General features: G+C 62.5%; 14 protein-coding genes. 2 read left to right on the forward strand and 12 right to left on the reverse strand.

Annotated features, from left to right (window positions below):
- Positions 1-3: 3 nt before the first annotated feature.
- Entirely contained in the window at positions 4-1,251 is a 1,248-nt protein-coding gene (locus tag VIW95_RS04880) for an aspartate kinase (RefSeq protein ID WP_349259292.1), read from the reverse strand.
- 143 nt (positions 1,252-1,394) lie between these two features.
- On the opposite strand from VIW95_RS04880, the gene VIW95_RS04885 reads away from it, so the two are divergent.
- Entirely contained in the window at positions 1,395-1,721 is a 327-nt protein-coding gene (locus VIW95_RS04885) for a cupin domain-containing protein (RefSeq protein ID WP_331584298.1), read from the forward strand.
- Positions 1,722-1,793: 72 nt separating this feature from the next.
- On the opposite strand, the gene tsaE is transcribed toward VIW95_RS04885, so the two are convergent.
- From tsaE to VIW95_RS04905, 4 genes are read right to left on the reverse strand one after another with little or no spacing between them, the layout of a single operon-like run.
- Positions 1,794-2,294, reverse strand: coding sequence for a tRNA (adenosine(37)-N6)-threonylcarbamoyltransferase complex ATPase subunit type 1 TsaE (gene tsaE / locus VIW95_RS04890; protein WP_331584299.1), 501 nt, complete (start codon positions 2,292-2,294; stop codon positions 1,794-1,796).
- Positions 2,295-2,324: 30 nt separating this feature from the next.
- A complete protein-coding gene (locus VIW95_RS04895) occupies positions 2,325-3,878 on the reverse strand; it encodes an NAD(P)H-hydrate dehydratase (protein WP_331584300.1) in 1,554 nt (517 codons plus the stop codon).
- A 25-nt stretch (positions 3,879-3,903) separates the two neighbouring features.
- Positions 3,904-4,275 carry a DUF5615 family PIN-like protein gene (locus VIW95_RS04900; protein ID WP_331584301.1) on the reverse strand — a complete coding sequence of 124 codons (372 nt, stop codon included), beginning with the start codon at positions 4,273-4,275 and terminating at the stop codon, positions 3,904-3,906.
- Positions 4,272-4,520, reverse strand: a complete 249-nt coding sequence (locus tag VIW95_RS04905) for a DUF433 domain-containing protein (RefSeq protein WP_331584302.1) — start codon at positions 4,518-4,520, stop codon at positions 4,272-4,274. The genes VIW95_RS04900 and VIW95_RS04905 overlap by 4 nt, the downstream gene beginning before the upstream one ends.
- A gap of 79 nt (positions 4,521-4,599) precedes the next feature.
- Between VIW95_RS04905 and VIW95_RS04910 the strand changes: the two genes are divergently transcribed.
- Positions 4,600-5,346 carry a pyridoxine 5'-phosphate synthase gene (locus VIW95_RS04910; protein ID WP_331584303.1) on the forward strand — a complete coding sequence of 249 codons (747 nt, stop codon included), beginning with the start codon at positions 4,600-4,602 and terminating at the stop codon, positions 5,344-5,346.
- A gap of 3 nt (positions 5,347-5,349) precedes the next feature.
- Here the strand turns inward: VIW95_RS04910 and glmM are convergent, their stop codons facing one another.
- The 7 genes from glmM to VIW95_RS17455 all read right to left on the reverse strand — a co-directional run bounded on the left by glmM (position 5,350) and on the right by VIW95_RS17455 (position 13,320).
- Positions 5,350-6,717 carry a phosphoglucosamine mutase gene (gene glmM, locus VIW95_RS04915; RefSeq protein WP_331584304.1) on the reverse strand — a complete coding sequence of 456 codons (1,368 nt, stop codon included), beginning with the start codon at positions 6,715-6,717 and terminating at the stop codon, positions 5,350-5,352.
- Positions 6,701-7,684, reverse strand: coding sequence for a CdaR family protein (locus VIW95_RS04920; RefSeq protein WP_331584305.1), 984 nt, complete (start codon positions 7,682-7,684; stop codon positions 6,701-6,703). Before VIW95_RS04920 ends, glmM begins: the two co-directional genes overlap by 17 nt.
- A gap of 28 nt (positions 7,685-7,712) precedes the next feature.
- Positions 7,713-8,447 carry a diadenylate cyclase CdaA gene (gene cdaA, locus VIW95_RS04925; protein WP_331584306.1) on the reverse strand — a complete coding sequence of 245 codons (735 nt, stop codon included), beginning with the start codon at positions 8,445-8,447 and terminating at the stop codon, positions 7,713-7,715.
- Positions 8,448-8,457: 10 nt separating this feature from the next.
- The gene (gene folP / locus VIW95_RS04930) at positions 8,458-9,405 is read right to left on the reverse strand and encodes a dihydropteroate synthase (protein ID WP_331584307.1); all 948 of its coding nucleotides are present in this window, start codon (positions 9,403-9,405) and stop codon (positions 8,458-8,460) included.
- A gap of 93 nt (positions 9,406-9,498) precedes the next feature.
- Entirely contained in the window at positions 9,499-11,427 is a 1,929-nt protein-coding gene (gene ftsH / locus VIW95_RS04935) for an ATP-dependent zinc metalloprotease FtsH (RefSeq protein ID WP_331584308.1), read from the reverse strand.
- A 50-nt stretch (positions 11,428-11,477) separates the two neighbouring features.
- On the reverse strand, positions 11,478-12,884 hold the full coding sequence (tilS, locus tag VIW95_RS04940) for a tRNA lysidine(34) synthetase TilS (RefSeq protein ID WP_331584309.1): 1,407 nt from the start codon (positions 12,882-12,884) through the stop codon (positions 11,478-11,480).
- 16 nt (positions 12,885-12,900) lie between these two features.
- Positions 12,901-13,320, reverse strand: a complete 420-nt coding sequence (locus VIW95_RS17455) for an endonuclease domain-containing protein (protein WP_349259293.1) — start codon at positions 13,318-13,320, stop codon at positions 12,901-12,903.
- Between the last annotated feature and the right edge of the window lie 132 nt (positions 13,321-13,452).

The raw sequence follows: 13,452 nt of genomic DNA on the forward strand, positions 1-13,452 counted from the left end.
GACTCAAACTGACTCCCGCGGCGCGGCGTTCGGGCCGCCGTCGCCGTTGATAAACGCGTCGTGCAGCGCACGCATCGCGAGCTCGCCGTATTTCGAATTGACCACGACCGACACTTTAATTTCCGAGGTCGAAATCATCTCGATATTAATTCGCTCGGTTGCCAGCACCTGGAACATGGTGGAGGCGACCCCTGAATGGGTCCGCATGCCGACGCCGACCACCGACACTTTGGCGACCTGGTCGTTGTGGCGCACGTTCAATGCGCCGATCTCGGCTGCTGTGCGCGTGACAATTTCGAGCGCACGCTTCAGATCTTCGCGCCCGATGGTAAACGTCATATCGGTGCGGCCGTCGGCACTGGCATTCTGGATAATCATATCGACGACGATTCCCGCATCGGCGATCGGGCTGAAAATCTTCGCCGCGAGTCCGGGACGGTCCTCGACACCGGCCACTGTTATCTTGCTTTGATTCTGGTCGAGCGTTACGCCCGAAACGAGCACGTCCTCCATTGACCGATCCTCTTGTCCGACCCATGTCCCCTCAGCGTCACCGAAGCTGGAGCGGACGACGAGCGGCACGTTGTAGCGGCGGGCGAGTTCCACCGAACGGGTTTGCAGGACCTTGGCGCCGAGGCCCGCCATCTCGAGCATCTCGTCATACGAAATGCGCCCGAGTTTCTTTGCCTTGGGGCAGACGTTGGGATCGGCGGTGTAGACACCGTCCACGTCGGTGTAGATTTCGCACGTGTCGGCTTTGAGAGCCGCTGCGAGTGCAACCGCGGTCAGGTCCGAAGCGCCACGGCCAAGCGTTGTGATGTCGCCGTCGGGATTGACGCCCTGGTATCCTGCCACGACGACGATTTTGCCGTCATTTAGCGAGCGCATCACGCGATCGCATTGCACGGACTTGATTCGCGCGCGGCCGTGATTCGAGTCGGTCGTCAGGTTCATTTGAAACGCGAGAAAAGAAACCGTCGGATATCCCATCGACTGGAGCCGAATCGCCAGCAGCGCGGCCGAGACCTGCTCACCGGTCGCGACCAGCACGTCAGTCTCGCGCGCGCTTGGTGCTTCGCTCAGTTCGGAAGCGAGCTGGAACAACCGATTGGTCTCGCCAGCCATCGCGGACACGACCACGACGATCCGATCGCCGCCGTCGCGTGACTTGACGACGCGATCGGCGACCGCCTTGATTCGTTCGATCGAACCGACTGAAGTGCCACCGTATTTTTGAACGACCAATCCCACTAAATGACCTGTTCGCCCTGAAAAATGGGGTAATCGAGTATTATGATCGGAAAATGGGGCGCAAACCAGACCCTATGCCGGCGTAACTTTAGATCCGGCGGGCGGTTAAGATAGATATCAGACGTGAATGCGGAGATAAGCAGATGCCTTTCATCGACACCAACGAGCTGAAGACCATTGAGCGGCTGCCCGGCTGGAAGGGTAAATATTTCGATTCGGAGAGCATGACCTTCGGCCACTATGTCTTCGAGGCGGGTTCGACGATCCATGAACACTCGCATGCGAACGAAGAAGTCTGGAACGTGATCGAAGGGCAGCTGGAAGTGACGATCGGCGGCATGAAGCAGGTAGCCGGTCCTGGGTTCGTCGCGATCGTTCCGCCGAACGCGCTTCATTTTGTGAGAGCGATCACCAGTGGTCGAGCGATCGTCGTGGACTATCCGCTACGTCGCGAGATGAGCAAAACCTAACCTCTAATCCCTTCCCGAGCGGGAAGGGGAACGGAATTCCAGAAGCTGCTTCTTAGGGACCCTGCGATCTTATCAGGCGAAGCTGCGCTTCAACTTTGAAATGATTTGCGCGTGGCGCGAGTCGGCGGCGCTGAATTCGATGCGGCGCAGGTTGGCGCCGGCGTAGCTGATTCGCACCGAGAGGTATTCCATCTCGGTGCCGCCGCGCAGACGCTCGAACCATTCCACCGCCGCAACGCCCTCGGAGAACAGGTATTCGCGGAGGCCCAAGTCGTCGAGTGTCACCTCTTCGAGACGGTACAGATCGATATGATAGAGGGGGAAGCGACCGTGATGCTCCTGGATCATCGTGAAGGTTGGGCTCAGGATGTCCTCTTCGCGCAAGCTTAGTCCGCGCGCGAGGCCTTTGATGAAGCAGGTCTTGCCCGCACCGAGATCGCCAATCAGGCCGAGCAGCTCGCCGCCTTCGAGCAGCGAGGCGAGCCGGCGTCCCCACGATTTGGTCTCGTGCGGCGAGCGGCTCTCGATCACCATGACCACAGTTGCGCCTGAGTCTGTTGCGGCGTTAGTCATCTCGATTACTCAGTTACTACAATAGCTCAACTACCTGGTTAGTGCTTCAAGGGCGGCTGGCAGCTCGTCAATCAGGTCGCCCGCGATATAGCCGACGTGCCCCATCCGCGTCGCGACGCGATCCGCCGCGTAGCCGTGGAGAAAAACGCCGAGCGCGAGCGCGTCGAGCGGGCGCAGATGCTGTCCGAGCAGCGCACCGACGATTCCCGACAGCGCGTCGCCCATCCCGGGCGTGGACATCCCGGGATTCCCGGTCGAGTTGATATAGATGTCGCCGTCGGGAGACGCGATGACCGAGCGCGATCCTTTTATCAGCACGCACGCGCCGGTCCGCTCCACCAAAGTGCGCGCGGCAGTCACGCGATCGTCGTTGATTGCCGTCGTCGACACGCCAAGCAGCCGCGACGCTTCTCCCGGATGAGGCGTCAGCACGACGGGACCGCGCGCGCGCTTCAAAGACTCGCAACCGATCGCCGCGAGCGCGTTCAGACCGTCCGCATCGATCAACATCGGACGGTCGGGCTCAGACGCGTCCGAGATCAGCCATTCGATGAGGCGCTTCGTATCATCTGTTACGCCGATTCCGGGCCCCACGATCAGCGCGTTCTTGCCGTCGAGCAGCATCTTCAACGCATCAGGCGCGTGCGCGCCGTCAAAATGACCGTCGCGATCCGCGATCGGCTCCGTCATCAGCTCGGCCTGCCCTGCCGCGACGATCGGCTGGATCGATTCGGGCATCGCGGCGGTAACCAGGCCCGCGCCTGTCCTTAGCGCCGCGCGCGACGCGAGCAACACGGCGCCGGACTTGCCGCGGCTGCCGGCGATCACCAGCGGATGCCCGTACATACCTTTATGCGAGTTCTCGGGCCGTGGGCGAATCAGATGCTGCAGGTCGGCGCGCTCGAGGAACCGGCCGCGCGGTGCAATCTCGTCAATCGCGTGCGGCGCAAAGCCAATATCGACGATTCGCAACTCGCCGCATTGGCCGGCGCCCGGGTATGAAACGTCGCCGAACTTCGCGAACCCGAACGTCACCGTCTGCGACGCCCGGATCGCCGCGCCCATCACCGCGCCGGTGTCAGAATTGACACCTGACGCGATATCGACGGCGACCGTCGGCACCGCGAACGAGTTGACAAGCTCGATCGCGCGGCGCGGCAAGCCTTGCACCTCGGCGTTGAGGCCCGTGCCAAAGATAGCGTCGATAACCGCGCTCGGCTTTTTGCCGAGCGCGGCGTCGAGACTCGACTCCGACGATGCCTCGATCACCTTGCCGCCCTTGCCGCGAAAATCCTGATGCGCGCGCGCCGCATCGCCCTTCAAGTCCGCGCCGCGGCCGAGCAGCACCGCACGCGCCGCAAAGCCGTCCTGAATGAGCCGTCGTCCCGCGACAAATCCGACGCCGCCGATGAAGCCCTTGCCCACGACGACCAGCACGTCGGTCGTCGCGTCGGGAAACCGCTCGACGAGCGCGTCGACAACGGCCTCGCCCGCGCGCGTCATCAGCGAGTACGATGGAATGCCATACGTGTCCTGGCTGATGCGATCGAGTTCGCGGCTTTGGGTGGCGTCGAGAAGAATCATGGTGATCGACTCCAGTTGGTCGAACTTACTTGAGCGGCGCACGGCGGATGCGGACGCTTTGATGTGTCACTACCACAATAGCGCCGGCAAGGTCGTCGAGCTTGAGCCTATCAAGCGCGATGGCGGCAAGTTCCAGGTACGCGCGGCGGCTCTCTTCCCATGCGCGCAGCAGGATCACACCGGCGTGACTCCCAACCGAATGGAGGCGCAAATCGGCGAACCCCTTGTCTGCCGTGATCAGCCAGCGTCCCTCGTTCTGAACGCGCGGCCATAGCTCGTCATCGGACGCTCCCTGCCAGCCCTGCCCTACGACAGTCGCCGCGTCGTAGCCTCGAGCGGACGCCAAGTCGGCAATCTGCCGCGGGAGGTCCTCGTCGATCTTAACGCGCGCTGTCACCGGCCATTGGTGCGCTGAATGGGAACGAAGTCCGCGTTGTTTACCGCTTCGGCGGCGAATTTCAGAGCGGCCTTGATGTCGGCGCCAGTCAGGTGCGGCCATGCGTCGATGATCTGCTGAGGGGTGTCGCCGTCGGCGATGCTCGCCACGATTACGCTCACTGGCACGCGCGTGCCCTTGATACAGGGCTCCCCGTGATGGATCGCGGGCTCAATGACAATTCGCTCTCTCCAGTTCGCCTTCATCTCGGACCTCGACTGTACTGTAACACCATGCGCAGTACCCGTGAATGCGCGGTGTCGCTCTGGTAGCCTCGGGGTTCGAATGATTCGTCTCAGCGTCAACGTCAACAAAATTGCGACGCTGCGCAATGCGCGCGGCGGAGATATTCCCAGCGTGGTCGAGGCTGCGCGCACCTGTATCGCCGCGGGATGCCACGGGATCACGGTGCATCCGCGACCCGACGCGCGGCACATCACGTTTCAGGACGTGTTCGATCTCGCCGCGATGATGACAGTCGAGTTCAATATCGAAGGTTACCCGGGTGCCGAGTTCGTCGAGCTTGTGATGCGCGTGCGGCCGACGCAGGTGACGCTGGTGCCCGACCCGCCGGGAGTATTGACCTCGAGCGCGGGATGGAATCTGACGAGCGGCGCGGCGGATTGGCTCGGCGTGATGCTCGGAAGGTTCCGTGACGCGGGTATCCGCACCAGTCTTTTTCTTGAGACCGACGCGACGCAGATCCAACGCGCGCGAAAGCTCGGTGCGGATCGGATTGAGCTGTACACCGGGCCGTATGCGCATGCGTTCGGCACGCCCTCTGGGAAGGAAATTCTCGCGGCGCATCGCGAGGCTGCGCGCCTCGCGCGAAAAATCGGGCTCGGCGTCAATGCGGGCCACGATCTCGATCTCAAGAACATTCCGGCGTATGCGAGAGCGGTGAAGGGCTTGCAGGAAGTTTCGATTGGCCACGCGCTGATATCCGACGCGCTCTACATGGGCCTAACGCGTACGGTTAAAGCCTATCTGAAAGCGCTGGGATCCAGGCCGCAAAGCGTCAAGCGAAAATAATACTCAGAGCGCGCCGGCGTACTTTTGGATTGCGGCGCCGATTTCCTGGGCCAGGGTTTTGATTTGGACGCCGTCCTCGCCTTCGACCATCACGCGCGCGAGCATCTCGGTCCCCGAATATCGCACCAGCAGGCGGCCGGAGCCTGCGAGGCGCTTTTCGGCGTCGGCGATTATTCGTTGAACATCGGGCATGTCGGTCAGCGGTATGCGATTCTTGACGCGCACGTTTTCGAGCACCTGCGGCACACGGCGCATCGCGCGAAGTTCACCGAGCGACCGCCCGCTCTCAGCCAGGTGCGCGAGCACCAGCAGCGCGCTGATCAGCCCGTCGCCGGTGGTCGAGTGGTCCATGAAGATCACGTGGCCCGACTGCTCACCGCCGAGGTTGTACGAGTTGAGGCGCATCTCGCGCGCGACCGCGGGGTCGCCGACCTCGGTGCGGATCAGCCGCACGCCCGCGTCGCGCAGGGCGAGCTCAAGTCCGAAGTTGCTCATCACGGTGCCGACAACGGCGTTGCCGCTCAGCCGGCCTTCGGCGGCGAGCTTGCGCCCGAGCAGCGCCATGACGTCGTCGCCGTCCCAGACTTCGCCGCGCTCGTCGATCAGCATCACGCGATCGCCGTCGCCGTCGAGCGCGACGCCGACGTTGCAGTGCTCGCGCAGAACGGTCTGCCGAATCGCGTCGAGATGCATCGCGCCACAGTTCAGATTGATGTTTTTGCCGTCGGGATCGACCCCGATCGCCACCACGTCGGCGCCCAACTCCTCGAGCGCCTCGGGACCGACCTTGTAGGCCGCACCGTTGGCGCAATCGATCGCTACCTTCAGTCCGTCGAAAATTACTGAACGCGGCAGGCACGACTTCAGAAAAACCAGGTAGCGGCCCAGCGCGTCGTCGATTCGCGCGGCCTTGCCGATATCGTCCGGACGCGCACGATTCTTCGCGATTTCGCCCTCGTCGAAAACCAGCGCTTCGATCCGCCGCTCGGTTTCGTCGTCGAGCTTGAAGCCTTCGCGCGAGAAAAACTTGATCCCGTTGTCCTCGAAGGGATTGTGCGAGGCCGAAATCACCACGCCCGCGTCGGCGCGCATGCTGCGGGTCAGGAACGCGATCGCGGGTGTCGGCAGCGGACCGACCAGCCATACGTCAACGCCCATCGAACAGATGCCGGACTCGATCGCGGTCTCGAGCATGTAACCTGAGAGGCGAGTGTCCTTGCCGATGAGAATTTTGCGATGACGCCCGCTTGTATTGCGGAACACGTGCGCAAGCGCGCGGCCCAGCTTCAGCGCGGTTTCCGACGTAATCGGCTCGACGTTGGCGATTCCGCGGACGCCGTCGGTGCCGAACAGTTTACGATGGGTGCTCATCGGCGGTGGTGGTCAGCTTCTCGCGATACATCCGCAGTCTAACCTTGTCGGGCGACGAGCGCACCAACTGCATCCCGTCGGGAACGGTCACCTGCAGCGGCAATTCATGCGAGCCGGGCGCGAGGCCGTTCGCGTCAACGTACGCCAACCCCTTGGGCGCGAGGCCGGCCAGCTTGACCGCCGGGCCTCGAATCGTCAGCGTGGCCTGCTTCGGTACGACGCGGTACTTGAAATCACTGTCCTTGACCTCCACGTCCACTGCGCGAAATTCACGGTCGGTAATCGCCTCGGCGACATTGACCCGCACGTCGACGTGGCCGGTGGACAATCCGAGCGACGGATCGGGCGGCGCGATCTCGACTGAACGATTGGTCTCGGCAGTAAGCCCCTTCAGCTCGAACGGCTCGGTCCTGACGAACGTTAGCGGCGACACGTAGCGGCTGGGCCCGACGATGGTAACGCTCGGCGGGTTGATATCCACCGACGAAATCGTGTAGCCCGGCGCAACCCGGTCCTGGACGGCCAGATGTACCGGCACGTCGCGCGTGACCAGACGATCGAGATCAAGCGACAATTGATCCGGCGAGATGCTGGTCACTGCGGTGTTCCGTCCGACGTTGAACATCGCGGGCTCTATTTTGAACTCGGATTGCCCGGTGGAAACGCTGCGAAGATCGATCTTGAGTGTGAGGCGCTCAGGATCCAACAACGACAGCAGGGAGCTCGGACCGGTGACTTCGATTTTCACAACCGTCGGCGGATGGTTCACGATCACCATCCCCTCCGGCAGCGAGCTGTAGCTGATAGGCACATTGAGCGACTCGACAGCGCCACGCTCGGCGGTATTGACGAACATCCATAGTCCAATCGCCAGCGCCACGGCCAAAACTCGCAGCCCGATATTGCTGTCGCGAAGCCGCCGCGAGCCAGTTGCCGCAGACAGATATTTGAAATCGCCCAGCCTCATGGTGCGTCGCTCTTCTGGTTCGGCGCTCCTAGCCCGGCAGTTTCCTCAGCGTGGACAAAACCTCGGCCGGTTCCAGTCCACGACTGAGCACTCCGCCGCGCGCAAGAGAAATAGTTCCGCTCTCTTCGGATACAACCAGCACCAACGCGTCGCTGTCCTCGCTCAGCCCAATCGCCGCGCGATGACGGGTGCCAAGCGACAGGCTGACGTTAGGATTCTGGGACAGCGGCAACAGGCACGCCGCCGCGAGTATCCTGTCTCCATTTATTATCACGGCGCCATCATGCAGCGGGGAGCCGTTCATGAAAATCGTTTCGAGCAGTTCCGGCGAGACCTTGCTGTCAACGACTCTGCCGCTCTCGACGAATTCGCCCAGCCCGTCGTCCTGCTCGATCACTATCAGCGCACCGACGCGACGCGTCGAGCACCACGCCGCGGCAGTCGCGATTTCCTCCGCAGGCGTGACGGCGGCAGCGTTGCGGCCGAGAAAGGATTGCGCACCGACGCGGGTCAGCGCGCGTCTGATATCGGCCTGGAAGATAACCACCAGGATCACGAACAACGATCCAAGAAAATTATTCAGCAGCCAGTTGAGCGTGAACAGTCCGAGCACTTGAGACGCGACGAACGCACCGCCCACGATCACCAGCCCCAACACCATCTGCATCGTGCGCGTGCCCCGAATCAAAAGCGCGATCCGGTAGATCACGTAGGCCACGATCAGGACGTCAAGGATGTCCTGCCATCGCGGCTGCGGTATCATTGGTATGTAGCTATGCATTGCGCCTGAACCGTTGATCCCGTCCCGTCATTGCCGCGGCCATTCGCACCGCGGCGACCGCGGCGCTGACGTCATGCGCGCGCACGATCGACGCGCCGGCCGCAATCGCGAGCGCGTTCGCGGCCGCCGTGCCGAATTCCAGATCCCGCTCGCCGGAGTCAGCGGCGGCGCCGACCGAGATTCGCGCCACGAAGGTCTTGCGCGAGGCTCCCACCATTACGGGATAGCCGAGCGCACAGAGGTCGGGCAAGGCGGCCAACAATTCGAGATTATGCTGTGCGGTCTTGGCGAAACCTAGTCCCGGATCGACGATAATTCGCGACCGCGCGACTCCTGAGTCGACGGCAAACCGCGCGCGGGCCTCAAGATGCTTGACGACCTCGCGTACCACGTCGCGGTAGCGCGCGAACTCGATATGGTTGGCGGGACCGCCGCGCATATGCATCAGCACTACCGCGCACTTCGATCGCGCCGCCAGCGGCGCCATCTCGCGGTCGTGTTCGAGCGCAGTGATGTCGTTGATTATCGCCGCGCCCGATTCGAGCGCGATGCGCGCGACGGCGGCCCGGCGCGTGTCGATCGAGATTGGCGTTCGCAGCAGTTTTCCGAGGCGCTCGAGGACCGGCGTCACACGCGCGAGCTCAACTTCTATTGGCACTTCAACCGCGCCCACCGGACGCGACGATTCTCCGCCAACGTCGATCACGTCGGCGCCGGCGGCTTCCATCGCGAGCGCGTGCTCGACGGCGCGGTCCGGGTCCAGGTATTGGCCGCCGTCGGAGAAGGAGTCGGGCGTGACGTTGAGCACGCCCATCACCGCGGGGAACTTGATTACGCGGCCGTCAGCCAGCTTGAGTTTTGAGAACGAAAATCGCGGCGTCTGTCTGTAGTCACCGCGATCAATAGATGAGGATTTGGATTGAGTCGGCGCGCGTCGCATCGCATCTGCCCCACTTCCCCCGCCCGCGCGACACCCGACTCGCGGTGGCGAATCGAATCGTTCAGAGCAACGCGATACCCGCGCGCGAGACGCCTAGACGAGAACCGGCTTCGGCGGGAGTCCTGGCACCGGGCTTTCGTCTTCGACGCGCTTTTCCTTGCCGGTGTCCGGGCCTGGACGCGGCGGCATATCGTTACGCACCGCGGCCGGCGACGGCGGCAATGGACGCCCTTCGCGGAAGGCAGTCACCATCGCTTCGACTTCGCTGCCGTCGAGCACTTCCTTTTCGAGCAGCCGCGCCGCGATCGCATGGAGCAGCACCAGGTGATCCGACAAAAGCTGGCGCGCCTTCTGATACGAATCGTCGATTATCTTGCGCACTTCGCGATCGATCTCGAGCGCCGTCTGCTCCGAGTAATCCTTATGATGCGAGATGTCGCGGCCAAGAAAGATTTGCTCCTCGCGCCGCCCAAAGGTCATTGGGCCGAGCTCCTTGCTCATGCCCCATTCGCAGACCATCTTGCGCGCGAGCTCGGTCGCTTTCTCAATGTCGTTGCCCGCGCCGGTCGTCATCTGCCCGAACACGAGTTCTTCCGCGGTGCGTCCGCCGAACATCACAGCAAGGCGAGTCACCAGGTAATCGCGCGGATAGGTGTAGCGATCGTCCATCGGCAATTGCTGCGTGACGCCGAGCGCCATCCCGCGCGGAATGATCGTAACTTTATGGACCGGGTCCGCGCCGGGCTGCAGCATCGCGACCAGAGCATGCCCGCCCTCGTGGTACGCGATTATCTTGCGCTCCGAGCCCGACATCACCATCGAGCGCCGTTCCGCGCCCATCATGACTTTGTCCTTGGCCAGCTCGAAGTCCGACATCTCGACTTTGTCCTTGTTGCGGCGCGCCGCCAGCAGCGCAGCCTCATTGACAAGGTTCTCGAGGTCGGCGCCCGCGAAGCCTGGCGTCGAGCGCGCCAGCTTGGATCCATCGACGTCGTCGGACAACGGAACCTTGCGCGTATGCACCTTCAGGATGCCCTCGCGACCCTTCACGTCGGGGAGCGGCACCACCACGCGCCGATCGAATCGACCCGGGCGCAGGAGCGCGGGATCGAGCACGTCGGGGCGATTGGTCGCCGCGACGAGGATCACGCCCTCGTTTGCTTCGAATCCGTCCATCTCGACCAATAACTGGTTGAGCGTCTGTTCGCGTTCATCGTGACCGCCGCCGAGGCCCGCCCCACGATGACGTCCAACTGCGTCGATCTCGTCTATAAAGATAATGCACGGCGCATGTTTCTTGCCCTGCACGAACAAGTCGCGGACGCGCGATGCGCCGACGCCAACGAACATCTCGACAAAGTCCGAGCCCGAAATCGAGAAGAACGGCACGCCCGCTTCGCCGGCGATCGCGCGCGCGAGGAGAGTCTTGCCGGTCCCAGGCGCGCCGACCAGCAGCACGCCCTTGGGGATTCGGCCGCCGAGGCGAGTGAAGCGCTTGGGGTCGCGCAAAAATTGAATTATCTCTTCGAGCTCGTCCTTCGCCTCGTCGATTCCCGCGACGTCGCCGAACGTCACTTTGTGCGTGTTCTCAGTCAGCAGCTTGGCGCGGCTCTTACCGAACGACATCGCTTTGCCGCCGCCGATCTGCATCTGGCGCATAAAGAAAATCCACAGCGCCGCCAGCACGATTATTGGGAACCATTGGACCAGCGCGACCATCCACCACGGGTCGCCCTCGGCCGGCTTGGCCGCAATCTTGACGCCCTTCTCGCGCAGCGTCTTGACCAGGTCAGGGTAGGCGGGCGCGTTGACCTTGAAATGGTCCCCGCTGACCGTGTCGCCCTTGATCAGGTCGCCCTGAATCGTCGCCTGCGCAACCTGGCCCTTGTCGACCTGGTTGAGGAAGTCCGAGAAAATTATTTCGGGTTCTTTGGGTTGCTGCCTGCTGAAAATATTGAACAGCAGCAGGAACATCAGTCCCAGCACTAGCCATAGCGCAATACTGCGTGAAAACTGGTTCATGCTATTACGAAAGTATCACGCAGGTTAATACGCACGCAACGTGGTATGCGCTAAGTGGCGATTTCAGACGCCTCAACGCGCAGTACGGTTTCGGTGGCCTTGATGACGAGCGCGCACTCCGCGCGTGCCAGTCCGGGAAGCCACGCGATCGTGTCGCCGAGCGTGACGACCGGGAAGCGCTCGCGTCGCGCGCGCGCCAACTTGCGATCAACGAACACGTCGTGAACCTTGCGCGTGCCACGCATGCCGATCGGATGAATCCGGTCGCCCTTCATAAAACTGCGCGCGACCAATCCCACGCCGGCAATTTTCGAGGCGTCAAACATTGCGACTGACAAACCGTCGGGCATCGAGGCGTCCACCGCGGCAATTGTCGAAGCCTCGAACTTGAACCCCGCTGCCTCGACGATTGTGATTCCGTCCGGCGCAATCGCCACCGAAAAATCCGCGCTGCCGGCCTTGCGCTCACGCGCATCCGTGAACCGAAGAAGATTGTACTCGCGCTCGGCGCGCCAGCCGCCCGGAAGGTCGATCGAGTCGCTCGGGCCGCCGTCGAGTATAAGATGAAGCACACTCTCGACGTGCGTGCGCGAGATTTTGCGCAAAGTCCCCAGCCGCTCGGAAAGAAACAGCCGAATCACGACCGCCCGCACCGCGCGATTCACCGCGCCGAAGCCGGATACGTCGAGCGCGCCGCCGCCGACGCGCATCGCGTCAAATTCGCGCGCGGCGATCGACGTGACGAGCTCGTCGAGCGTGCGCATCTCGCTCGCAACTTCGACCAGCCGCCCACTCAGGCCCGGCGCATACTCGCGCTCGAGCATCGGCAGCAAGTCGGCGCGAATCCGGTTGCGCAAGATGTCGCGCGACGAATTCGACGAATCTTCCACGAACGGAATCGCGCGAGCGTCGAGATATTCACGAATCTCGGCGCGCGAAATCGACAACATCGGACGAATTAGCCGTCCCGGCCCGCGCTCGGCCATCGCAGCCAAGCCCGCCGCCCCAGCGCCGCGCATCAGACGCATCAGCACAGTCTCAGCCTGATCATCACGATGGTGCCCCAGCGCAACAAAATCAGCTTGAACGCGCTCCGCAACGCGCAACAGAAACTCGCGCCGGGCATCGCGCGCCCGCTCCTCGAGGTTCCCAGGCGAAGTCGATCTATCAAGCCCGCCGGCACGCTCGACGATCAACTCAATACCGAGCCGCGCGCACATCGCACGCACGAACTCTTCATCGCGATCGGACTCGGCACCGCGAATCCGATGGTTCAAATGCGCCGCCGAAATTTTGAATCCCAACTTCTCACGCAACTCTATCAACGCAGAGATGAGCGAAACCGAATCAGCGCCGCCGGAAAGCCCGATGAGTATAGATGAGCCGGCACGAACCTCCGCTCGCAACAGCGCCGCTTCAATCGCGCCGACCACCTTCTTTTCAGTGTCCCGAACCATTTGTGCGAGGTTACTCTTATACCTCTCCCCTCGGGAGAGGTCGGCGCGCGCCTCGCGCGTCGGGTGAGGGCGCTCGCACCTCCTCAATGATAGCCGCAACTATCTCCGCCACTACAAATTCGGAGCCACTCAACACCTGATCATTCCAGAACCGCAGAATCCGAAACCCTTCTTCCGACAGGAAACGACTCCTCGATGCATCAGCGGCTTCTTGCGCAGCGTGCTGTCCCCCGTCCAACTCAACAATCAGTCGATAGGCAAGGCAGCAGAAGTCGGCGATGTAATTTCCTATCGGCACCTGGCGCCGGAACTTGACGCCGACCAGGTCCCGGTTTCGGAGAATGCTCCAGAGCTTGAGTTCAGGTTCGGTCATTTCCCGCCGCATGCGGCGTGCGCGATCGAGAATTATGGGATCGGTTGGCGCCTTCTTCCGCATCACTCGAATTCTAGCTCTCCCGCCCGGGGGAGGTCGCCTGGGGCGCGGGTGAGGGCGCCCGCATGGCGCTCGATGCCAGCGCCCTCACCCATCCAAGGATATAAATATCCTCGGATGACCTCTCCCGGTTTG

It is taken from the genome of Binatus sp. (SeqCode) (assembly GCF_036522015.1).
Lineage (GTDB): Bacteria > Desulfobacterota > Binatia > Binatales > Binataceae > Binatus.

Excerpts from the sequence above, each read along its gene's own strand:
- VIW95_RS04885 (WP_331584298.1), top strand. The coding sequence starts at position 1,395 with ATGCCTTTCATCGACACCAACGAGCTGAAGACCATTGAGCGGCTGCCC.
- tsaE (WP_331584299.1), bottom strand. The coding sequence starts at position 2,294 with ATGACTAACGCCGCAACAGACTCAGGCGCAACTGTGGTCATGGTGATC.
- VIW95_RS04895 (WP_331584300.1), bottom strand. The coding sequence starts at position 3,878 with ATGATTCTTCTCGACGCCACCCAAAGCCGCGAACTCGATCGCATCAGC.
- VIW95_RS04905 (WP_331584302.1), bottom strand. The coding sequence starts at position 4,520 with ATGAAGGCGAACTGGAGAGAGCGAATTGTCATTGAGCCCGCGATCCAT.
- VIW95_RS04910 (WP_331584303.1), top strand. The coding sequence starts at position 4,600 with ATGATTCGTCTCAGCGTCAACGTCAACAAAATTGCGACGCTGCGCAAT.
- glmM (WP_331584304.1), bottom strand. The coding sequence starts at position 6,717 with ATGAGCACCCATCGTAAACTGTTCGGCACCGACGGCGTCCGCGGAATC.
- VIW95_RS04920 (WP_331584305.1), bottom strand. The coding sequence starts at position 7,684 with ATGAGGCTGGGCGATTTCAAATATCTGTCTGCGGCAACTGGCTCGCGG.
- cdaA (WP_331584306.1), bottom strand. The coding sequence starts at position 8,447 with ATGATACCGCAGCCGCGATGGCAGGACATCCTTGACGTCCTGATCGTG.
- folP (WP_331584307.1), bottom strand. The coding sequence starts at position 9,405 with ATGCGACGCGCGCCGACTCAATCCAAATCCTCATCTATTGATCGCGGT.
- ftsH (WP_331584308.1), bottom strand. The coding sequence starts at position 11,427 with ATGAACCAGTTTTCACGCAGTATTGCGCTATGGCTAGTGCTGGGACTG.
- tilS (WP_331584309.1), bottom strand. The coding sequence starts at position 12,884 with ATGGTTCGGGACACTGAAAAGAAGGTGGTCGGCGCGATTGAAGCGGCG.
- VIW95_RS17455 (WP_349259293.1), bottom strand. The coding sequence starts at position 13,320 with ATGCGGAAGAAGGCGCCAACCGATCCCATAATTCTCGATCGCGCACGC.